At 50.0% G+C, this 20,594-nt stretch carries 19 protein-coding genes, 1 tRNA gene and 2 rRNA genes; 15 read left to right on the forward strand and 7 right to left on the reverse strand.

All coding sequences use genetic code 11. The features are described from left to right. The first annotated feature begins 8 nt into the window (after window positions 1-8). The 11 genes from NSU01_RS00385 (at window position 9) to NSU01_RS00435 (ending at window position 11,547) form a co-directional block, all read left to right on the forward strand. Window positions 9-2,939, forward strand: a 23S ribosomal RNA gene (locus NSU01_RS00385). Between the two features lie 126 nt (window positions 2,940-3,065). Continuing rightward, window positions 3,066-3,182, forward strand: a 5S ribosomal RNA gene (rrf, locus tag NSU01_RS00390). 389 nt (window positions 3,183-3,571) lie between these two features. Further along, window positions 3,572-5,029: an IMP dehydrogenase gene (gene guaB, locus NSU01_RS00395; RefSeq protein WP_039303893.1), complete on the forward strand. Its 1,458-nt coding sequence runs from the start codon at window positions 3,572-3,574 to the stop codon at window positions 5,027-5,029. 126 nt (window positions 5,030-5,155) lie between these two features. Then, the gene (locus tag NSU01_RS00400; RefSeq protein WP_144026230.1) at window positions 5,156-6,553 is read left to right on the forward strand and encodes a D-alanyl-D-alanine carboxypeptidase family protein; all 1,398 of its coding nucleotides are present in this window, start codon (window positions 5,156-5,158) and stop codon (window positions 6,551-6,553) included. Between the two features lie 118 nt (window positions 6,554-6,671). Next, entirely contained in the window at window positions 6,672-7,553 is an 882-nt protein-coding gene (gene pdxS / locus NSU01_RS00405; protein ID WP_042132704.1) for a pyridoxal 5'-phosphate synthase lyase subunit PdxS, read from the forward strand. Window positions 7,554-7,571: 18 nt separating this feature from the next. Continuing rightward, window positions 7,572-8,156: a pyridoxal 5'-phosphate synthase glutaminase subunit PdxT gene (gene pdxT, locus NSU01_RS00410; protein ID WP_076248773.1), complete on the forward strand. Its 585-nt coding sequence runs from the start codon at window positions 7,572-7,574 to the stop codon at window positions 8,154-8,156. Between the two features lie 89 nt (window positions 8,157-8,245). Then, window positions 8,246-9,535 carry a serine--tRNA ligase gene (gene serS / locus NSU01_RS00415; RefSeq protein ID WP_042132706.1) on the forward strand — a complete coding sequence of 430 codons (1,290 nt, stop codon included), beginning with the start codon at window positions 8,246-8,248 and terminating at the stop codon, window positions 9,533-9,535. 65 nt (window positions 9,536-9,600) lie between these two features. Further along, window positions 9,601-9,689: transfer RNA gene (locus NSU01_RS00420), tRNA-Ser, on the forward strand. Window positions 9,690-9,848: 159 nt separating this feature from the next. Beyond that, window positions 9,849-10,190: a hypothetical protein gene (locus NSU01_RS00425; protein WP_042132707.1), complete on the forward strand. Its 342-nt coding sequence runs from the start codon at window positions 9,849-9,851 to the stop codon at window positions 10,188-10,190. Window positions 10,191-10,202: 12 nt separating this feature from the next. Further along, window positions 10,203-10,355 (forward strand): small acid-soluble spore protein P, encoded by a 153-nt coding sequence (locus NSU01_RS00430; protein ID WP_042132708.1) that lies wholly within the window; start codon window positions 10,203-10,205, stop codon window positions 10,353-10,355. Window positions 10,356-10,458: 103 nt separating this feature from the next. Next, window positions 10,459-11,547, forward strand: coding sequence for a DUF6612 family protein (locus NSU01_RS00435; protein WP_042132709.1), 1,089 nt, complete (start codon window positions 10,459-10,461; stop codon window positions 11,545-11,547). Between the two features lie 92 nt (window positions 11,548-11,639). On the opposite strand, the gene NSU01_RS00440 is transcribed toward NSU01_RS00435, so the two are convergent. Further along, window positions 11,640-12,206: a GNAT family protein gene (locus NSU01_RS00440; RefSeq protein ID WP_076248772.1), complete on the reverse strand. Its 567-nt coding sequence runs from the start codon at window positions 12,204-12,206 to the stop codon at window positions 11,640-11,642. 47 nt (window positions 12,207-12,253) lie between these two features. Next, window positions 12,254-12,757 (reverse strand): tRNA adenosine(34) deaminase TadA, encoded by a 504-nt coding sequence (tadA, locus tag NSU01_RS00445; RefSeq protein WP_256704065.1) that lies wholly within the window; start codon window positions 12,755-12,757, stop codon window positions 12,254-12,256. Window positions 12,758-13,065: 308 nt separating this feature from the next. Between tadA and NSU01_RS00450 the strand changes: the two genes are divergently transcribed. Beyond that, window positions 13,066-15,378 (forward strand): ATP-binding protein, encoded by a 2,313-nt coding sequence (locus NSU01_RS00450; protein ID WP_076248771.1) that lies wholly within the window; start codon window positions 13,066-13,068, stop codon window positions 15,376-15,378. 5 nt (window positions 15,379-15,383) lie between these two features. Next, window positions 15,384-16,085: a 23S rRNA pseudouridine(2604) synthase RluF gene (rluF, locus tag NSU01_RS00455; protein WP_042132713.1), complete on the forward strand. Its 702-nt coding sequence runs from the start codon at window positions 15,384-15,386 to the stop codon at window positions 16,083-16,085. Between the two features lie 99 nt (window positions 16,086-16,184). On the opposite strand, the gene motB is transcribed toward rluF, so the two are convergent. Both motB and motA read right to left on the reverse strand, forming a co-directional pair. Beyond that, window positions 16,185-17,003, reverse strand: coding sequence for a flagellar motor protein MotB (gene motB, locus NSU01_RS00460; protein WP_042132714.1), 819 nt, complete (start codon window positions 17,001-17,003; stop codon window positions 16,185-16,187). Then, entirely contained in the window at window positions 16,987-17,787 is an 801-nt protein-coding gene (gene motA / locus NSU01_RS00465) for a flagellar motor stator protein MotA (protein ID WP_039303855.1), read from the reverse strand. The genes motB and motA overlap by 17 nt, the downstream gene beginning before the upstream one ends. A gap of 205 nt (window positions 17,788-17,992) precedes the next feature. On the opposite strand from motA, the gene NSU01_RS00470 reads away from it, so the two are divergent. Then, window positions 17,993-18,286 carry a hypothetical protein gene (locus tag NSU01_RS00470; protein WP_039303858.1) on the forward strand — a complete coding sequence of 98 codons (294 nt, stop codon included), beginning with the start codon at window positions 17,993-17,995 and terminating at the stop codon, window positions 18,284-18,286. A gap of 212 nt (window positions 18,287-18,498) precedes the next feature. Further along, window positions 18,499-18,774, forward strand: a complete 276-nt coding sequence (locus tag NSU01_RS00475; RefSeq protein ID WP_042132716.1) for a 4a-hydroxytetrahydrobiopterin dehydratase — start codon at window positions 18,499-18,501, stop codon at window positions 18,772-18,774. Between the two features lie 106 nt (window positions 18,775-18,880). Here NSU01_RS00475 and NSU01_RS00480 read toward each other — a convergent pair whose 3' ends face one another. The 3 genes from NSU01_RS00480 to NSU01_RS00490 all read right to left on the reverse strand — a co-directional run bounded on the left by NSU01_RS00480 (window position 18,881) and on the right by NSU01_RS00490 (window position 20,589). Continuing rightward, window positions 18,881-19,237 (reverse strand): cytochrome c, encoded by a 357-nt coding sequence (locus tag NSU01_RS00480; protein ID WP_042140611.1) that lies wholly within the window; start codon window positions 19,235-19,237, stop codon window positions 18,881-18,883. 126 nt (window positions 19,238-19,363) lie between these two features. After that, window positions 19,364-19,849 carry a GNAT family protein gene (locus NSU01_RS00485; RefSeq protein WP_042132717.1) on the reverse strand — a complete coding sequence of 162 codons (486 nt, stop codon included), beginning with the start codon at window positions 19,847-19,849 and terminating at the stop codon, window positions 19,364-19,366. A gap of 248 nt (window positions 19,850-20,097) precedes the next feature. After that, the gene (locus NSU01_RS00490; RefSeq protein WP_042132718.1) at window positions 20,098-20,589 is read right to left on the reverse strand and encodes a C40 family peptidase; all 492 of its coding nucleotides are present in this window, start codon (window positions 20,587-20,589) and stop codon (window positions 20,098-20,100) included. Window positions 20,590-20,594 lie beyond the last annotated feature (5 nt).

A 20,594-nucleotide genomic window follows, 5' to 3' on the forward strand; every position in this document is an offset into this window, starting at 1 on the left:
AACGCATTGGTTAAGCTAATAAGAGCACACGGAGGATGCCTAGGCGCCAGGAGCCGACGAAGGACGTGGCGAACAACGAAACTGCCTCGGGGAGCTGTAAGCAAGCTTTGATCCGGGGGTGTCCGAATGGGGAAACCCAGCTGTGGTAATTCGCAGTTACTCGTATCTGAATACATAGGATACGCAGAGGCAGACCAGGGGAACTGAAACATCTAAGTACCCTGAGGAAGAGAAAACAATAGTGATTCCGTCAGTAGCGGCGAGCGAACGCGGAACAGCCTAAACCAAGGGGCTTGCCTCTTGGGGTTGTGGGACGTCTCACATGGAGTTACAAAGGAATATGGTAGGCGAAGAGGTCTGGAAAGGCCCGCGATAGAGGTAAAAGCCCTGTAGCCTAAACTGTGTTCTCTCCGAGACGGATCCCGAGTAGTGCGGGGCACGTGAAACCCCGTATGAATCCAGCAGGACCATCTGCTAAGGCTAAATACTACCTGGCGACCGATAGTGAAACAGTACCGTGAGGGAAAGGTGAAAAGCACCCCGGAAGGGGAGTGAAATAGAACCTGAAACCGTGTGCTTACAAAAAGTCAGAGCCCGATCTATGGGTGATGGCGTGCCTTTTGTAGAATGAACCGGCGAGTTACGTTTAACATGCAAGGTTAAGGTGAGAAGCCGGAGCCGCAGCGAAAGCGAGTCTGAATAGGGCGATTTAGTATGTGGACGTAGACCCGAAACCGTGTGATCTACCCCTGTCCAGGGTGAAGGTGCGGTAACACGCACTGGAGGCCCGAACCCACGCATGTTGAAAAATGCGGGGATGAGGTGGGGGTAGCGGAGAAATTCCAATCGAACTCGGAGATAGCTGGTTCTCCCCGAAATAGCTTTAGGGCTAGCCTCGGTGAATGGAGTGGTGGAGGTAGAGCACTGATTGGGTGCGGGGCCCGCAAGGGTTACCAAGCTCAGTCAAACTCCGAATGCCATTAACTTCTTGCCGGGAGTCAGACAGTGAGTGCTAAGATCCATTGTCAAAAGGGAAACAGCCCAGACCATCAGCTAAGGTCCCCAAGTGTGTGTTAAGTGGGAAAGGATGTGGAGTTGCACAGACAACCAGGATGTTGGCTTAGAAGCAGCCACCATTGAAAGAGTGCGTAATAGCTCACTGGTCGAGTGACTCTGCGCCGAAAATGTAACGGGGCTAAACACACCACCGAAGCTATGGCTAGATGCTTTGCATCTGGGGTAGGGGAGCGTTGTATGCAGGTTGAAGGTGTACCGTAAGGAGCGCTGGACAGCATACAAGTGAGAATGCCGGTATGAGTAACGAAAAGATCAGTGAGAATCTGATCCGCCGAAAGCCCAAGGTTTCCTGAGGAAGGCTCGTCCGCTCAGGGTAAGTCGGGACCTAAGGCGAGGCCGAAAGGCGTAGTCGAAGGACAACAGTTTGAAATTACTGTACCACCGTAATCCGCTATGAGCGATGGGGTGACGCAGGAGGGTAGTGACGCGGACTGATGGATATGTCCGTCTAAGCAGTGAGGCTGATGTGTAGGCAAATCCGCACATCACTAAGGCTGGGCTGTGATGGGGAGCGAAAATTGTAGTAGCGAAGGTCATGATCTCACACTGCCAAGAAAAGCCTCTAGCCAGGAGAAGGTGCCCGTACCGCAAACCGACACAGGTAGGCGAGAAGAGAATTCTAAGGCGCGCGGAAGAACTCTCGTTAAGGAACTCGGCAAAATGACCTCGTAACTTCGGGAGAAGAGGTGCCTCGGTAGGGTGAATAGCCCGAGGGGGCCGCAGTGAAAAGGCCCAAGCGACTGTTTAGCAAAAACACAGGTCTGTGCGAAGCCGCAAGGCGAAGTATACGGGCTGACGCCTGCCCGGTGCTGGAAGGTTAAGGGGAGTGGTTAGGGGTTAAACCCGAAGCTGTGAACCGAAGCCCCAGTAAACGGCGGCCGTAACTATAACGGTCCTAAGGTAGCGAAATTCCTTGTCAGGTAAATTCTGACCCGCACGAATGGCGTAACGACTTGGGCGCTGTCTCAACGAGAGATCCGGTGAAATTTTAATACCTGTGAAGATGCAGGTTACCCGCGACAAGACGGAAAGACCCCATGGAGCTTTACTGCAGCTTGATATTGAATTTGGGTACGATCTGTACAGGATAGGTGGGAGCCGTTGAGGCAGGAGCGCAAGCTTCTGCGGAGGCGCCGTTGGGATACCACCCTGATCGTATCTAGGTTCTAACCTGGTACCCTAATCGGGTACGGGGACCGTGTCAGGCGGGCAGTTTGACTGGGGCGGTCGCCTCCTAAAGAGTAACGGAGGCGTTCAAAGGTTCCCTCAGAATGGTTGGAAATCATTCGCAGAGTGCAAAGGCATAAGGGAGCTTGACTGCGAGACCAACAAGTCGAGCAGGGACGAAAGTCGGACTTAGTGATCCGGTGGTACCGCATGGAAGGGCCATCGCTCAACGGATAAAAGCTACCCTGGGGATAACAGGCTTATCTCCCCCAAGAGTCCACATCGACGGGGAGGTTTGGCACCTCGATGTCGGCTCATCGCATCCTGGGGCTGAAGTAGGTCCCAAGGGTTGGGCTGTTCGCCCATTAAAGCGGTACGCGAGCTGGGTTCAGAACGTCGTGAGACAGTTCGGTCCCTATCTGTCGTGGGCGCAGGAAATTTGAGAGGAGCTGTCCTTAGTACGAGAGGACCGGGATGGACGTACCGCTGGTGCATCAGTTGTTCCGCCAGGAGCATGGCTGAGTAGCTACGTACGGACGGGATAAGCGCTGAAAGCATCTAAGCGTGAAGCCCCCCTCAAGATGAGATTTCCCAATTAGTAAGACCCCTTGAAGACGACGAGGTAGATAGGTTGGAGGTGGAAGTGCAGCAATGCATGGAGCTGACCAATACTAATCGGTCGAGGGCTTATCCAAATTTTTAATACGCAGATTCGTTTCGGATTCAGTTTTCAGGTGATCAAGCCTGAACGCCATGAAATTCATTCACACGTCCGTGATGAACCGAATTTCAAGCGGCAGCGTCTGTTTCACAGACGCATGTTTGGTGGCGATAGCGGAGGGGTTCCACGCGTACCCATCCCGAACACGACCGTTAAGCCCTCCAGCGCCGATGGTACTTGGACCGAAGGGTCCTGGGAGAGTAGGACGCCGCCAAGCACATGAAGCCATTGTTGAGCAATCGACAGTGGCTTTTTTGTATACTTTTATACATGGACAATGCATAGACGTTAAAGTGTTAAATTATGGATTATTATATAATCTGTCCACTGCACACGGACTTTAGTCCAAGAATTCGCTTACCCGGAGCAAGATTTCTTAATACCTTATCAGAAGATGTAATATTCTTGACAGGCCAAAAGCCCTTTGCTAAGATAGCTCTAATATATTTTTGGACAAGCATCTCAAACCTTAACTGAAGACACTATTATGTATAACTCCCAAGCCTTTACCGCTGTCTATCAGGTATGGACTTGAAGCAGGAGTTTTTTTATTCATAAGTTGGCAGGCAGGTGGAGAAAAGAATATTTCGAGGAGGAATGACCCAGGTGTGGGAAGATAAGTTTGGTAAAGAAGGATTCACTTTTGATGATGTGCTGCTGGTTCCGCGTAAATCCGAGGTACTGCCTAAGGAAGTGGATTTAACCACTGTACTTAGCAAGAATGTGAAGCTGAACATCCCTTTGATGAGTGCAGGTATGGATACAGTCACGGAAGCAGCTATGGCGATTGCTATTGCCCGCGAGGGCGGGATCGGCATCATTCATAAGAATATGTCCGTGGAGCAGCAGGCGGAAGAGGTGGACCGTGTGAAGCGCTCCGAGAGCGGCGTTATTACCAATCCATTCTCACTTACGCCAGACCACTGGGTATCCGATGCTGAAGTTCTGATGGGTAAATACCGCATTTCAGGTGTACCTATCGTAGATGAAGGCGGTAAGCTTGTTGGTATTCTGACTAACCGTGATTTGCGTTTTATCCACGATTTCAATATTCAGATCAAAGAAGTTATGACTCATGAGAATCTGGTTACCGCTGCTGTAGGTACAACCCTTCAGGAAGCGAAAGGCATCCTTCAACGTCACAAGATCGAGAAGCTGCCGCTGGTGGATGAGCACAATATTCTTAAAGGTCTCATTACTATTAAAGATATAGAGAAAGCTATCCAGTTCCCTAACGGGGCCAAGGATGCTCAAGGCCGTCTGCTTGTTGGAGCTGCAATCGGTATTTCTAAGGATACATTTGAACGTACAGAGGCATTGGTAAAAGCTGGTGTTGACCTTATCACAGTGGATTCGGCACACGGACACCATATTAATATTATCGACGCGGTCCGCCAGCTGCGCGAATTGTATCCTGATCTTACTATTGTGGCCGGTAATGTAGCTACAGGTGAAGCTACCCGTGAATTGATTGAAGCCGGAGCATCCGTGGTCAAGGTCGGTATTGGACCCGGATCGATTTGTACAACCCGCGTAATTGCAGGTATCGGCGTTCCGCAGGTTACAGCAATCTATGATTGTGCAACGGTTGCCCGCGAATACGGGATTCCAGTTATAGCTGACGGGGGAATTAAGTACTCCGGAGAGATCACCAAGGCAATTGCTGCCGGAGCCGCTGCAGTGATGATGGGCAGCTTGTTCGCCGGTACGGAAGAGAGCCCTGGGGAATCGGAAATTTATCAGGGACGTAAATACAAGGTATACCGCGGAATGGGCAGCATGAGCGCCATGAAGCAGGGCAGTAAAGACCGTTACTTCCAGGATGATGATAAGAAGCTTGTTCCTGAAGGGATTGAGGGCCGGGTTGCATTTAAAGGGCCGTTGTCCGATACCGTTCATCAACTGATCGGCGGATTGCGCTCAGGTATGGGTTACTGCGGTACGAAGACATTAGAGGAACTGCGCAACGACACCTCATTTATCCGTATCACAGGTGCGGGACTTCGTGAAAGTCACCCGCATGATGTGCAGATTACCAAAGAAGCGCCGAACTATTCTCTGTAAACCGGGAAGAATCGCATATTTTTGCGGACAGGCAGGACTAAATTCGTCCTGCCTGTCTTTTTTTGCAGATACCCCTGTGTTAGAATAGAACAAGCACTGATCTGAGGTTTAAAGGAGAGTTAATCATTGAAGTACAAGCGGAAACTAAGTAGTAAGCAACTTGTGATGAAGACAGCGACAGTAGGTCTGCTTTTAAATATGCTAGCATTCCCGGCAGCGTCTGCGATGGCAGAGGCGGTAAGCACACCGGCTGCAACAGAGGCTGCGGCTCCATCGACAGCGGCAACACCTGCCAAAACGGCAGTAACCAAGATTCCAAGCGTGGAGTCACTGGGACTGAATGTAAAATCTGCAGTATTGATTGAGCCTACTACAGGCGAGGTCCTGATGTCGCTCAATGCCGATCAGCCTATGCCTCCAGCGAGTATGACCAAGATGATGACAGAATATCTGGTTACCGAAGCCGTAAATAGCGGCCAGCTATCCTGGGACGAGAAGGTTATTGTACAGGAGAATGCATCTAAGCAGACCGGATCGCGGATTTATCTGGCTGCAGGTGATGAACATACGGTTAAAGAACTGTACATAGCGATGGCGGTAGGTTCTGCTAATGATGCCACAGTAGCTTTGGCGGAGCTGGTCTCGGGTTCGGAGCAGCAATTCGTAACACTTATGAACGAGACTGCCCAGAAGATGGGCATGAAGACCGCTTTCTTCATTAACTCCACCGGACTTGACCGAGCGGACATGCCGGAGAAATTCCGTCCGCAGGCAGAAGGCGAAACGGTCATGTCTGCAATGGATGCAGCCATTCTTGCCAAAAATATTGTAACGGATCATCCGGACTTCACTGAATTTACAACGATCCAATCCTATAAATTCCGTGAGCGTGACACCAAACCGATGATTAACTATAACTGGATGCTGGAAGCCAACAAGGATATTGCTAACTTCAAAGCCTATGCTTATCCGGGTCTCGACGGATTGAAGACTGGACACACCTCCAAAGCCGGCAACTGCTTCACAGGTACTGCTGTGCGTGACGGCATGCGTCTAATCAGCGTAGTTATGGGAGCGGACTCTGAAGCACACCGTTTCACGGAAACGAAGAAGGTGCTTGATTTCGGCTTCAACAATTTCGAGATTAAGCAGGTGGTTGCGCCTAAGGCTGTCATCGCCGGTACTGAAACGGTGCCTGTACTCAAAGGCAAGAATAAGGATGTACCTGTTGTGACGGATGCGGGAGTTACGTTCATGGTACCAAAGGGTACGGTTTCTCCACAGATCAAAACTACAGTGGTGACGAACGACCCGGCAACCTTGATCGCGCCGATTGCCGGAGCCAGCAAAGTAGGTAAGGTCACATATACCTACCAGATCGAAGGAATGTCTCAGGTTCAAGAGAAGACGGTTAACCTGATTACTGCCGAGGAAGCAGAGAAGGCTGGCTGGTTCAAACTGCTGATGAGAGCAATCGGAGAATTTTTTGGCGACCTGTTTACAGGAATTAAGAACTTGTTCTAACCGCACGGCAGTCTAATGCCAGCATTACGACAAAATCCCAGTAAATAGGTTGTATATATCACCGCCTTGCGGTAGAATTACAAGTTAGATTAGGTTAGATCATTCGGGAGGCTTAGACATGGAAACAGGAACATCGCGAGTTAAAAGAGGCATGGCAGAAATGCAAAAAGGTGGCGTCATTATGGACGTCATGAATGCAGAGCAGGCAAAAATTGCCGAAGCAGCGGGCGCAGTAGCCGTTATGGCTCTGGAACGTGTACCTTCCGATATCCGCGCAGCGGGTGGTGTAGCACGTATGGCCGATCCTACTATTGTAGAAGAGGTTATCAAGGTAGTGAGCATTCCTGTTATGGCTAAAGCCCGTATTGGCCATTATGTAGAAGCCAAGGTTCTTGAATCCCTCGGTGTTGACTATCTGGATGAGAGCGAAGTGCTCACGCCGGCAGATGAAGTGTTCCATATCAATAAACGTGAATTCACCGTTCCTTTTGTATGCGGAGCCAAGGACCTTGGGGAAGCCCTACGCCGGATTAACGAAGGAGCTTCGATGATCCGTACCAAGGGTGAGCCGGGAACCGGCAACATCGTTGAAGCCGTCCGCCACATGCGCTACATAAACAGTCAAATTCGCAAAGTGACTAACCTCTCGCTTGATGAGCTCTATAATGAAGCTAAGATACTTGGCGTTTCTTATGAGCTGCTGCTGGAAGTTCATCAGCTTGGCAAATTACCTGTCGTTAACTTCGCTGCCGGCGGTGTAGCTACGCCTGCGGATGCCGCACTCATGATGCATCTTGGTGCTGACGGCGTGTTCGTTGGCTCGGGGATCTTCAAGTCCGACAACCCTGAGAAATTCGCCCGTGCCATTGTAGAAGCGACCACCCACTTTACAGACTACAAGCTGATTGCTGAAGTGTCGAAGAACCTTGGCGCCCCGATGAAGGGGATTGATATTGCCACTTTGACTCCGGCTGAACGTATGTCGGAACGCGGCCGTTAATAGAGAGAAGGCTTCCGGATGAGAATAGGAGTGTTGGCGCTGCAGGGCGCTGTAACAGAGCATATTGTCAGTATTGAGAAGACAGGTGCGCAGGGTCTGCCTATCAAGCGTGTAGAGCAGCTGGAAGAGGTAGAGGGACTGATTATTCCCGGCGGCGAGAGCACGACCATCGGCAAACTGATGCGCAAATATGGCTTTATAGAAGCTATACGTGAGTTTGCGGGTCAAGGCAAGCCGATTTTTGGTACCTGCGCCGGCATGATTGTCCTGGCCAAGCACATTGCCGGAGGCGAACCCGGTCATCTGGAGCTGATGGATATTACCGTTGCCCGGAATGCCTTTGGCCGCCAGCGGGAAAGCTTTGAATGTGATCTGGAGGTTAAAGGGATTGCTGAGCCGGTACGTGCGGTGTTTATCCGTGCTCCGCTCATTAACGAGGTGGGTCCGGATGTCGATGTGCTTACCATCTATAAGGATGAGATTGTAACTGCACGTCAGGGCAACCTGCTGGTATCCTCTTTTCACCCGGAACTGACTGATGATTACAGGCTGCATCAATATTTTGCCGACATGGTAGAGGACAGTAGCGCAGCCAATCAATAGAACTGCATATAAAACATCCTGACTCTTTCAAAGCTGTAAACAAATCAGCATTTTGAAAGAGTTTGGGCTGTTTTCAGGAGGGAAACTTTGTGTTAGATGTTAAAGTGTTGCGTAGTGATTATGCAAGAGTAGAAGAGGCCCTTACCAAAAGAGGAAAGTCGCTCGATTTGATTGCCGGCTTCCCGCAGCTTGATCTGCGCCGCCGTGAGCTGCTTCAGGAAACAGAGGGACTTAAGAACCGCCGGAACACCGTATCCGGAGATGTAGCGAAGAAGAAGAAAAATGGAGAACCGGCCGATGATTTGATCGCAGAAATGCGTACGGTTTCCGACCGGATCAAAGAGCTGGACGATGAAGTACGCGAGCTCGAAGTTAAGATTGATGAATTGACCATGAGCATTCCGAACATTCCGCATGAATCGGTGCCGGTTGGCAAGTCCGAGGAGGACAATGTTGAAGTACGCCGCTGGTCGGAGCCCAGAGAGTTCGGATTCACTCCGAAATCACACTGGGAGCTGGCGCAGCAGCTGGATATCATTGATTTTGAAGCGGCAGCCAAGGTTACGGGTTCCCGGTTCGCCTTCTACAAAGGGCTGGGAGCAAGACTGGAGCGCGCTCTAATCAACTTCATGATGGATCTGCACAGCGGAGAGCATAACTATGAAGAGATGCTGCCGCCGTACATTGTCAACAAGGATAGCCTGTATGGAACAGGACAGCTGCCGAAGTTCGAAGAGGATCTGTTCAAGCTGCGTGATACAGAATATTATCTGATCCCTACAGCAGAAGTGCCTGTAACGAACTACTACCGTGAAGAGATTCTGACAGCTGGTGATCTGCCGAAGTACCATGTAGCCTACAGCTCTTGCTTCCGTTCGGAGGCCGGATCTGCGGGGCGTGATACCCGCGGTCTGATCCGCCAGCATCAGTTCAATAAGGTGGAGCTTGTGAAGCTTGCCAGTCCGGAGACCTCCTATGAGGAGCTGGAGAAGATGACAGCCGATGCTGAACGCGTCCTACAGCTCCTTGGACTGCCTTACCGCGTCCTGCTGCTGTGTACGGCAGATATGGGCTTCACATCGGCGAAGACGTATGACCTGGAGGTGTGGCTGCCGGAGAGCGGAATGTACCGCGAAATTTCCTCCTGCTCCAACACCGAGGATTTCCAGGCCCGCCGGGCCAATATCCGCTTCCGCAAAGAGCCCAAGTCCAAGCCGGAATTCGTGCATACGCTGAATGGTTCTGCGCTGGCCGTAGGCCGTACAGTAGCGGCTATTCTGGAGAATTACCAGCAGGAAGACGGCAGTGTTCTGATTCCGGAATGCCTGCAGCCGTATATGCGTAATGTGAAATCCATAAGCGCACAAACTGCTCAATAATTATAGTTGCATATTATTTGGTGGGTGTGATATAATTCCTAATGCATGTGAAATTTAGATGCATTGGAGAGGTACCGAAGCGGTCATAACGGGGCGGTCTTGAAAACCGTTAGGGTGCAAGCCCACATGGGTTCGAATCCCATCCTCTCCGCCATTCCTTTACACTCAAAGATTTGCAGATAGAAGCCGTTCTCCTTATGGGGGACGGTTTTTTTGTTGTACTCGGAGGATTCTTTTGGATGGAACATGTTCCAAAGAGAATAAAAAGCTCTCTTTCTCGGCAATGTATTAGAGAAGGAGGATGATCATAAAGATGGACCGACAATTACAAGTAGATCAGCAGAGTCTGGTGTCTGCCTGGCAGGAACGCCTGCCTGCACTGATGGAGGATGGGGACAGCTTCAGCGTGCAGGGGGATGCGGCGGACCAGAACAGTCTGCTCATTCATTTCAATGCAGCCGGGCGCCAAGGGTATTCCCTCGACTTCCGCTGCACTTATGTGGATAGCCGTGAGGTTGCTGTGAACCTGCTCGACGCGGAGCAGGACGGGCGCGTTGCGGATGAGCGTAGGGATGCCGTACAGCTTTTGGCGCAGCAGTATACAAGGCAGATTCATGAATGCGCGCAGGCGCTTCAGGGCTTAACCAATCCATAGGAGGCGAACAAGATGAGCAAACCAAAAAGCATGCCGGTACCCGGTGTACAGCAGGATAATCAGGGGCCGCGCAAGGAACATCATTCATCAGGTCCTGAGCCGTTATCCGGTTCAAAAAAGGTAAAACAGGCTAACCACGTTGACCATAATAATCCTCAGGGCTGACCCTAGCCGGAGATGAAAATGGAGAGAAATGTTTCTCATATTTGCCAAATGGTTTATCATTAGGGAGGGGAAAGAATTTTTCACATGGGAGAGGAGAACAATAATGAATAAAAAATGGGGGTTATCCGCTGCTGCATTGCTGCTCACCGCCGCAGTAATTCTGCCGGGGTGTGCAAAAAAAGAGGCACCGAAAGAGGCACTGTCCGCTGCTGCAAATAAAGTTGCGGCGATGACATCGTATGAAATGAAGACGAAGCTTACCGTTAATGACCTGACGATCGACACAGGTACAAGCGAAGCTGATGCTACAACGGGTCAAATTCTCAGCATGCTCAAGAATGCTGAGCTTACAGTTGATGGAGTCTACCAGGCAGAGCCGATGCAGACAGAGCTTACAATGGTTCTGAATCTGAAGGGGGATATGGCGATGTCCTTCACGGTGCCGATGGTAATGACAGCAGAGAAGCTGTATGTCAAAGTGCCGTCCATTCCGTTCCTGCCGCTTCCCGAGACAATCGTAGGTAAATTTGTTGAAGTGGATCTGAAGGAACTGGCCGAGCAGGAGGGGGCTGAATTCAACCCTTCGGCTATGGACACGCAGAAAGTGCAGAAGCTGTCTAATGAAGTGATGAACACATTACTGGGTGAGTACGACGAAGAGAAGTATTTTAACGAAATCAAACCTAAGGAAGCCGGCCTGCCTGAAGGGGTTGAAGCCAAACAGGTTGTCCAGTTCCAGGTAACGAATGATAATGTCAAAGAGGCGCTCACCATCCTGGTGAACAATGCGCTGCCTAAGATCATCGATATTCTCGGCAAGGATGAATACAAGGAATTGCTGAAGATCGATGCTGCCGACTTGGCTAAAGCGAAGGAAGAGCTGCAGTCCAGTGAAGCACGCGCTGAATTCGATAAGGATCTGGCTGAGCTGAACACGCATCTGACGATTAACCAGTTCCATCTTAACACGGCGATCAATGACGATAACTTCCCGGTGTATCAGGATATGCTTATGGATATCAAAGTGAATGATCCTGAACAAGGTGAGAATGTTGCTCTGTCTATGACCGCTAGCAATCAATACAGCAAAATCAATGAGAAACAAACCTTCCAGATCGGAATTCCGCAAGGCGAAGATGTGATTACCCTGGAAGAGCTGCAGCAGCAGTTCGGAGCCACAGGCACTTATTAATAAATACTGCAGTAACACAGAAATCCCGTATAAGCGAACCTCCGCTCATACGGGATTTTTGTGCTGCTTGCCGGCGGCTCCGGCAGATCAGGCTATTGCTCCTGTGGAAGAAAATCTTCAGCCAGAATGGCGTAAGTGCGGTGGTCCTGCCATTCTCCGTTGATTTTGATGAAGCGGCGGGCAAGTCCTTCAGCCTGAAAGCCGTTCTTCTCCAGTACTCTGCGGGAGCCGTCATTATGAGGCAGGATGGCCGCCTGCAGCCTGTGAAGGCCGAGGGAACGGAAGGCATAGCCCAGGATCAGATGCACCGCTGCGCTGGTATACCCTCTACCCTGCATTTCATAATCAATAAAATATCCGATATCGGCAAATTGTCCGACACCCCGTACCACGTTAGAAATGGTAATCTGGCCAATCAGCTCGCCGCTGAGCAGATAGATGCCGAACATATAAGCACTATCCTGCCGGGCGTCCAGGATGCGCTGGTTAATCAGCTGCCGCTGGCTCTCCAGAGTGAAGTAGTCATTGTCACGGAGGGGTTCGAACTGCTGATGCTCCTTGCGGTTACGGTGACGGAGGTTAAGCAGCGCTTCGGCATCCGTGAGCTTCAATAAAGAGATATAGATTCCCTTCGGGGTATTGTACAGCTTAAAAGACATGGATCGTCCTCCTGGTCACAATAGAATGATATATCTGATCCGTTTCATTAGAGCTTGGCGGGTCTTTGCCGCAGCCGGCGGAAGAACGAAGTCAGCAGCTCTGCGCATTCTTCCTGCAGCACACCCTGGATGACCTCTGTACGGTGGTTAAAACGCGATTCCTCCAGCAGGTTCATCAGAGTCCCTGCACAGCCGGCTTTGGGATCAGGAGTACCATAAACAGTAAGCGGGACTCTGGCCTGCACCATGGCTCCTGCACACATGGGACAGGGCTCCAGGGTCACGTAGAGCTGGCAGTCGAGCAGACGCCAGGAATTAAGGGCCGTACTCGCTTCACGGATGGCAACCATCTCCGCATGGGCAGTGGAATCGAGCGTGGTCTCACGCAGATTGTAGCCGCGCCCGATAATTGTACCTTCACGGACAACCACTGCCCCGATCGGCACTTCACCCAGTGCTTCTGCTTTGCGGGCTTCGCCTATTGCCTCGTTCATCCAATATTCATGAATTGCCCGCTCGTCTGGCGGCAACTCTTCAAGTTGTGTATTCAAGTTCATCTTCCCTTCTAAAATAGCTCCTTGTACAACGAACAAATATTCGTTCTTAACAAATTGTGGACAACTCTGTGGATAAAGCCCGACTTATGCACAAAATTGTACACATCGCGATTTAGCAAAATGTTTATATGTGCATAACCTGTGGATGGTTTCCTACTTATTGTAGAGAATGTGTCTGAAGAATTCAATATGTTCCCTAGGTTATCCCTGTTTGAAATGTCTTTTCAAATGGAGAGGCAAAAGGTATGATAATTATGAATGCTCCGCTAGGATTTACCAGCGGTAAGAGGTGAACAATACGCTTGTCTATAAAAACGAAATTATCGGCTATTATTTTCGGCTCGGTACTCTTAATCCTGACGCTGAATCTTACACTTAATCTATATGCCGTCCGGAATAATCTGCGTAATGAAAGTCTGAGTAATATGAAGATAACTGCCATGCAGATCGCTGTTTCGGTTGAGCAGAGCAGTTATAGTTCCAACTATGTGCAGCATAAAATTGCCCAGAACCTGAGGATGACCTCTATTCTGGCTTCGCTTGAGCTTGACCCGGATATCAAGAATGTGGACAATAGGGAGCTGCAGGCCTTGGCCATCAAGCTGGGCGTGTCTAATATCTCGCTTCTGGTCAAGACTGATAATGATATTGTTGTAGCCAAGTCATCAGATCCCACAGAGATCGGACTCTCGACCAAAGGCATGGGGTACTGGTATGTTGCTTTTTTGGAGTTGTTTGCAGGCCAGCGGGTATCCGTTGACCAGGGGCAGACAATGGATAATTTCTGGTCCGGCCCTTTCGAATATTCAACCTCAAATCCGGAGTACATTGATAAATGGGGTTACTATTATGATGGTACCAGCAACTATATCATAGATCCTTATATCCGCAGTACTGCCGTAAGCGATTACGTCAAGATTATGGGACCTGACGAAATTATTCAGGACTCCAAAGCCGTGAACCCCGGCATTCTGGAGATAACAGGCTTTAATCCCAAAACGTTCGGATCCCCCAGCATGCTGCCCGATGGCAGTGACCCGATCAATGTGAAGCTGCGCAACCGTCCTATTCATTACGGTACGTATACGTACGGCAACGTTGCACAGGATAAGGCTGCAATACGGGAAGCGATCAACGGGGGTGAGCCGGTAACGCTGGATACAGAGGTTCTGGGCAAAAGAGTGCTCAAAAGCTTTATTCCAATCAAACAGCCGGGAGCCGACGATTATGTAATTACTGTGGTTATGGATTACTCGCTGATCTCATCCGTAATTAAAGAGCAGCTGTTCAATAATATCACCACGTCCGTGCTGCTGCTTATTATCTTTTTCCTGGCCAGCTATATTATGGCCGGCTTCGTCACACGGCCGATTCAGGATATACTGGCTAAGGTGAATGATGTGGCCAAGGGCAAATTCGAGCCTCCATTAAATGTTGAGAGCCGGGACGAGCTCGGACAGCTGGCCCACCGGATCAACGCGATGACCTCCCACCTGCTGCAGCACACGAACCGGCTGGGTCAGACGCTGGAAGAGAACCGGGCGGTTAAAGAGCATCTGGAGTCGGTAATTAACGGCACCTCGGATGCGATCCACACTGTGGATATGGATGGCAGGATTATAAGTACGAACAGAGCCTTTGAAGAGCTCTATGGATGGAGTGCAGCGGAAGCGCTGGTCAAGACGCCTTATCTGGTGCCGGCTACAGTACAGGAGCAGGAAGATATCCGTTTGCGGCAGCTCAAGAACGGAATGTCTTTGCCTCCGGTAGAGACCGTACGACTGAAACGTGACGGCTCTATCGTAGAAGTCAGTGTGAGCACCTCGGTGATCCGGGATGAGGAAGGGCAGCCGCAGTCTTTTGTACATGTATCCCGTGATATGACTGAGCGCAACCGGATTGAAGAGCTGCTCAGACGCTCTGAGAAGCTGACTACGGTCGGCCAGCTGGCAGCCGGAGTTGCCCATGAGATCCGCAATCCCCTGACCACCTTGAGAGGGTTCCTGCAGCTGCAGCAGGAGAAGAAGGTTCTGGTCCCGCTGCATATTGATCTTATGCTCTCGGAGCTGGACCGGATCAATCTGATTGTAAGTGAGTTTCTGATCCTGGCCAAGCCGCAGGCCGTTCATTTTCAGTTGAGGGATCTGCGGCATATTGTCGGCGACGTGATCTCTCTACTGGATAGCCAAGCCCATCTTTTTGGCATAGAGTTTGTAACGTATTTCTCGGATATGCCGGCTATGGTGCACTGTGAGGAGAACCAGCTGAAGCAGGTATTCATTAATGTAATCAAAAATGCGATTGAGGCTATGCCTGACGGAGGGACGATTACCCTGGAGGAGCAGCAGCAGAATAATTCTGTGGTTATTGTTGTTTCTGATGAGGGCGGAGGGGTTCCGGAGGATATGCTTCCTAAGCTGGGCGAGCCGTTCTTCACGAATAAAGAGTCAGGGACCGGGCTTGGACTCATGGTCAGCCAGCGTATTATACAAGCCCATAAGGGCAGTCTCGAGATCCGCAGTGAGTACGGACGGGGTGCGCAGGTGACCATTAAGCTGCCTGAAGCCGGGGAGAATAACCTTCCGTCAGGCATGTATATAGAACGGAGTGAATGACAGACATGAGAATTAATAAGTTCATCAGTGAGACAGGGTACTGTTCGCGCCGTGAAGCAGACAAGCTGGTGGAAGGGGGAAGAGTCACCATCAACGGTGAGACCGCTCTGCTGGGCAGTCAGGCAGAAGCTGGAGATACGGTGCTGATCGACGGCAAACGCCTGGAAACAGGCAGCAGGATCGTTTACATCGCACTTAATAAGCCGGTAGGCATCACATCTACTACAGAAGGCCATATTCAGGGGAATATAGTTGATTTCATCGGACATGAAGAACGTATTTTCCCTATCGGACGGCTCGACAAGGATTCTGAGGGATTAATTCTGCTGACGAATGACGGGGACATTGTGAACAAAATATTGCGTGCTGAAGGCAGACATGAGAAGGAGTATGTAGTTACCGTGGACAGGCCAGTCACGCAATCTTTCCTTACGGGCATGGCCACCGGGGTGAAGATTCTGGGCAGCAGAACGCTCCCTTGTGAGGTAACACGGATCAGTGAGCGGGTATTCCGGATTATTCTTACCGAGGGCAAGAACCGGCAGATCCGCCGCATGTGCAGCGCGTTTGGCTATGAAGTGCGGCGTCTGCAGCGCATCCGGGTAATGAATATCCGGCTGGGCGCCCTGCAGACCGGGGAATGGCGTGATCTGTCACCGCAGGAGAAGCAGGAGCTTGGAGCTATGCTGAACTATGAGCTGCAATAAGCTTTAAATAATAAGCAATCAAACAAAGAGCTGTTCCTGAAGGCCGAATAATGGCCCGGGAACAGCTCTTATTACTTAATAAGCTATAATATATTCGCATTATTTACCGGGAGCGGCAACATCAGTAGTTTCTGTTGTTGCATCTTTGTATTTGCGGAGAACGGAGACTTCTACACGACGGTTCTTGGCGCGTCCGGCGGCAGTCGTATTCTCAGCGATGGGATGATATTCCCCGTATCCGATCGGGCTGAACTTGACCGGGTCCAGATTGGGGTTAAGCAGCAGGATTTTCATGAATTGAAGGGCACGGGCCACGCTAAGATCCCAGTTGGAGGAGTAGCTGCTATTGGAGATAGGAATATTATCCGTATGTCCCTGCACTAATATATCATAATCGGGAAACTGCTGCAGCATCGTCGAGATTGACTTGGCCAGCTGACGGGAGTCATCCTTGACCATAGCCTGTCCCGAAGCAAATAAGGCGTTGTCGCTGATCGTAATCATTAACTGGGACTGATTCAGCTTCGTACTGAGCAGATCAGTCATTCCGTTATTCTTGATGTACTGATCGAATTGCTCCTTAAGCTTCTCCAGATCCTCCTGTTCTTTGGCACGAAGTTTGGAGATCTCGGCGGTGCCTGTATTTTTATCTATAACACTATTCATTTTATCCTTATTGCCTTGGTCAAGTTGAGTACTCGTAGGTGAATCCGAGCGGAATTCCAGTACGCCGCCACCGCCGCTGAGCGCTGAATTGAACGCCTGGGCCATTTGCTCAAACTTCTGGGCGTCCGTAGCACTCATGGCATACATAACCAGGAATAGAGCAACCAGCAGGGTCATCAGATCGGAATAGGGCAGTAGCCAGGATTCATCGGCATGCTCTTCGTGCTCCTCATGCCTAGTCTTTTTGCTCATTCGAGGCGCCCTCCTTCTCACTCAGCTTGGCCCGTTCGGACGGAGTAAGGAAGACGGAAAGCTTCTGATTGATAGCAATGGTGGAGACCCCCGACTGGATAGACAACAGACCTTCTACCATCATCAGGCGGACTTCAATCTCGCGTTTGGAAATTCGTTTTAACTTGTTGGCCATAGGGTGCCACATTACATAACCGGTGAATATCCCCAGCAGAGTAGCGATGAAGGCTCCGGCAATCGCGTGGGCCAGGACATCCATATTGCTCATATCCCCCAAGGCGGCAATCAGCCCGATAACAGCCCCGAGTACCCCCAGTGTAGGTGCGTACATCCCGGCCTGGGAGAAGATTAAGGCGCCGGCTTTATGTCTATCTTCTGTAGCGTGAATATCTTCCATTAATACATCGCGGACAAATTCCTGGTCATTGCCGTCGATAATCATCCGCATACCGTTTCTAAGGAAATTATCTTCGATTTCATCGACATTCGATTCCAATGCAAGCAGTCCTTCACGGCGGGTGATGGATGCCCATTCCATGAACATTGTAATCAGTTCGGGCTTGCCGACCATCTTTTTCTTCACAAATAGGATCTTCAGCAGCTTAGGGAAATTCTTGACTTCCGACATGGGAAAGGCCATGAAGATTGAGGCGGCCGTACCAAGAAAGATAATTACATAGGCGGCGGGATTGTTCAAGCTTTCAAGCGGAGCATGCTTGAGTACCATCCCCCAGACTACTGCGATCAGACCAAAAACCAGTCCTAGTATTGTTGAAATTTCCATTTATGCACCTCGTCCATGAGAATTAAGAAGTGATCCGACTATACCGCGTTTATCATCCTTGAACCGCGGGAGGACACTCTGCACGTAACCAAATCACGTATATTCTTATTTATCGACAGCATTCCCTTTTTTGTGAAGTGATTTTTTCGGCTATAATGGATAAGGTAAGTTATTATTCATCAGCGAAGAAAACGGAGTGATTGACGTGGGAGTTAAGCATGGCAGAGATTACAGTGAAATTCTGGTTGAACTGACAGGCGCAGTCGGACGGATTTCCGACGGGTATATTTTTTTCGAAATGGAGCCTGAGGAGTGGGAGAACCTGCCGGAGGAGTCGAAGCTGGAGGTCTGGGAGGCGCTTGCGGAGGATCTGTTCTACGCACTGGGCAATGAGCCGGTGATTAAGGTCGGAAGCGGGGTTGTAATGTACGATAAAGAAACGCACCGCATCAATATTCTGCTCGGCGACGAGGATTTGGCATCGGTGGTTCTGGTGTAGACCGGAAGCAGCTGCGGAGCCGGAGTTTGTCCCAGGCATCAGCCCATGTTAAAATTGGGATGAGAAGTACTATTCGCCGGGATTTAAGAATACATTAAATCGAAAAAAATCTTTGGCCCGGCACATCCCTTGGACTTTAAGAAGCTGAGGGATGTTTTATTTGAAAGACAGGACTGCTGTGATATAGCTAATTAAGCAAGGGAGGAAACAAATTGCCATTTACAGAGGAAGAACTGCGGGAGCAGATCGGCAAGCTGGAAGGCTGGAAACTGGAAGAGGATATTATGGTGCGCAAATATATGTTCAATGAATATATGAAGGGAATTGCTTTTGTGGATGAGGTTGCTGCGATTTCGGAAGCGTTCGACCATCACCCGCATATCACCATTGACTACAAGACCGTTATCCTGCGTCTGCCTGCAGATGTGGAGAAGCTGGATATACGCCAGGCTAATGAAATTAACGAGGCTTTTGAGAAAAACCGTTAGAGGACAGGATCCTTATGGAAATGACAGTACCGCCTGATCCATAAAAATGCCCGTGCAGGGATACCAGGGTATCCTTTGCAGCGGGCATTTTGCTTTGGGCATGTTATTATTTCTTCTCGGCCAGCCATAACGCGACATTTGCAATTTCCTCAGGGGCTAGTTTGTCTTTGAAGGAAGGCATCTGCCCGCGGCCTTTGGTCACAATGCTGTAAATCTGCGCCGCGTCATGCTGTGCGCCCTCCTGCTGCAGGTTCGGCCCTACACCGCCCTGAAGCTGATCCCCGTGGCAGGTGATGCAGTTGGCTTTCACCAGGGCCTCCGCGCCGGCTGCGTCCAGCACAACCTCAGGCATTGTAGGTTTGTTCTCTTCAGCCACCTCGGCTTTGCCGGGCAGGGTAAACATTAAGACCACGGCAAAGGCACAGGCGGCAAAAAACAAACCGCTCATGATCCATTTCTGCATCTGCATCCGTCCCTCCATGTAAGCTGCTTCCTTCATTATACCGGATGGTGAAGCGTTATCATAGTATTTGTGTCAAAAAAATGAACGAAACTCCTGGGAAAATTGCAAACATACAGAAGTGGAATGCTATTTCTCATAGACCATACAATAAAATGGCTTATCGCCAGTTGGGGTTCTGCGTTCATAAGTATCCGTTATGGTAAATCCGCATTTCTGGTAAGCACGGATGGCCCGCTGATTCCAGGTCAGTACCTCCAAATCGATCTCCCGTTCCGGATAACGCTGCAAAGCCGCCTGAACGATGGCCTTCATGAACAGATGTCCCATGCCATGACCGCACAGATCGGGCCGCATGCCGATTCCAAGCCGGACTACACCCTCCATAGGGAACAGCTGGGCGAAGCCGCACAGGATTCCCTGTCCATTCACAACGGAAACGTATTGCTCGCTGCGCAGCTGCGGATCACCGAATTCAACACCGAGCGCCTGCATCTGCTCCCAGGGCATCCAGCCGTAAATATTATACGGGGGCCTGTAGTTCCACTCACAGATCTCAGCAGCATGCCGCGACTCCATAGGAACAACATAAAAAGTTACCGGGGAACTTATCATAAGCGGAGGCCTCCTTTCAATGGAACATTACTTCATTCTATAAATATTATATACAAAACGAGCCGGATTCGACGCAAAAACCTTGCAGAAAGACCGGAACTTGACAAACGCCAATAAATATTTTATGAAAGAGCGAAATTGGTGTTTTACAAATATAGAGCGGGGTAAGTAATTTTATAGACAAAAAAATAAGCCCTCCTCCAAGATTTCGGCAAAAATCCTGGAAAAGCGCTTATATTTAGGACAAATTATTGCACATCGTCATTCTCTTCGGAATCCGCAGCCACAGTCTTGTAAGCATCTGTACTCATAATCCGTTTGGCGCCAACGTAGCGGTTGACGTAGTAGCTGTCACTCAGCGAACTGATGGTTACACCACGCGAGGAAGAAGCATGTGCGAACTCACCGTCACCAACATAAATACCGACATGAGAAATGCCTTTGCCGCTTGTATTGAAAAATACAAGATCGCCCGGTCTCATTTCATCGCGGGATACAGCAGTGCCCATCTCATATTGGGAGCCGGATTGGTGGGGCAGGTTAATTCCGATCTTATCAAAAACATACATTGTAAATCCGGAGCAATCAAAACCGTTCGTGGATACACCGCCGGATACGTATTTGGTCCCGATGGCTTTGTCGATAACTTTATCCATTTTGGAATCCGCGAAAGCGCTTCCTGCTCCAATGGTGAAGATGATGGAAAAGCTTAGTACTGCGGCTGCTAGCTTCTTCTTCAAAAGTA

The sequence above is a fragment of the Paenibacillus sp. FSL H8-0259 genome, assembly GCF_037963255.1.
GTDB classification, from domain to species: Bacteria; Bacillota; Bacilli; order Paenibacillales; family Paenibacillaceae; genus Paenibacillus_AQ; species Paenibacillus_AQ phytohabitans.

Bases quoted from the DNA above. Each gene is read 5' to 3' on its own strand.
- NSU01_RS00440 (WP_076248772.1), bottom strand. From the start codon at position 12,206: ATGTCTTTTAAGCTGTACAATACCCCGAAGGGAATCTATATCTCTTTA.
- pdxS (WP_042132704.1), top strand. From the start codon at position 6,672: ATGGAAACAGGAACATCGCGAGTTAAAAGAGGCATGGCAGAAATGCAA.
- NSU01_RS00480 (WP_042140611.1), bottom strand. From the start codon at position 19,237: ATGCAGAAATGGATCATGAGCGGTTTGTTTTTTGCCGCCTGTGCCTTT.
- rluF (WP_042132713.1), top strand. From the start codon at position 15,384: ATGAGAATTAATAAGTTCATCAGTGAGACAGGGTACTGTTCGCGCCGT.
- NSU01_RS00430 (WP_042132708.1), top strand. From the start codon at position 10,203: ATGAGCAAACCAAAAAGCATGCCGGTACCCGGTGTACAGCAGGATAAT.
- NSU01_RS00435 (WP_042132709.1), top strand. From the start codon at position 10,459: ATGAATAAAAAATGGGGGTTATCCGCTGCTGCATTGCTGCTCACCGCC.
- motA (WP_039303855.1), bottom strand. From the start codon at position 17,787: ATGGAAATTTCAACAATACTAGGACTGGTTTTTGGTCTGATCGCAGTA.
- NSU01_RS00425 (WP_042132707.1), top strand. From the start codon at position 9,849: ATGGACCGACAATTACAAGTAGATCAGCAGAGTCTGGTGTCTGCCTGG.
- pdxT (WP_076248773.1), top strand. From the start codon at position 7,572: ATGAGAATAGGAGTGTTGGCGCTGCAGGGCGCTGTAACAGAGCATATT.
- motB (WP_042132714.1), bottom strand. From the start codon at position 17,003: ATGAGCAAAAAGACTAGGCATGAGGAGCACGAAGAGCATGCCGATGAA.
- NSU01_RS00485 (WP_042132717.1), bottom strand. From the start codon at position 19,849: ATGATAAGTTCCCCGGTAACTTTTTATGTTGTTCCTATGGAGTCGCGG.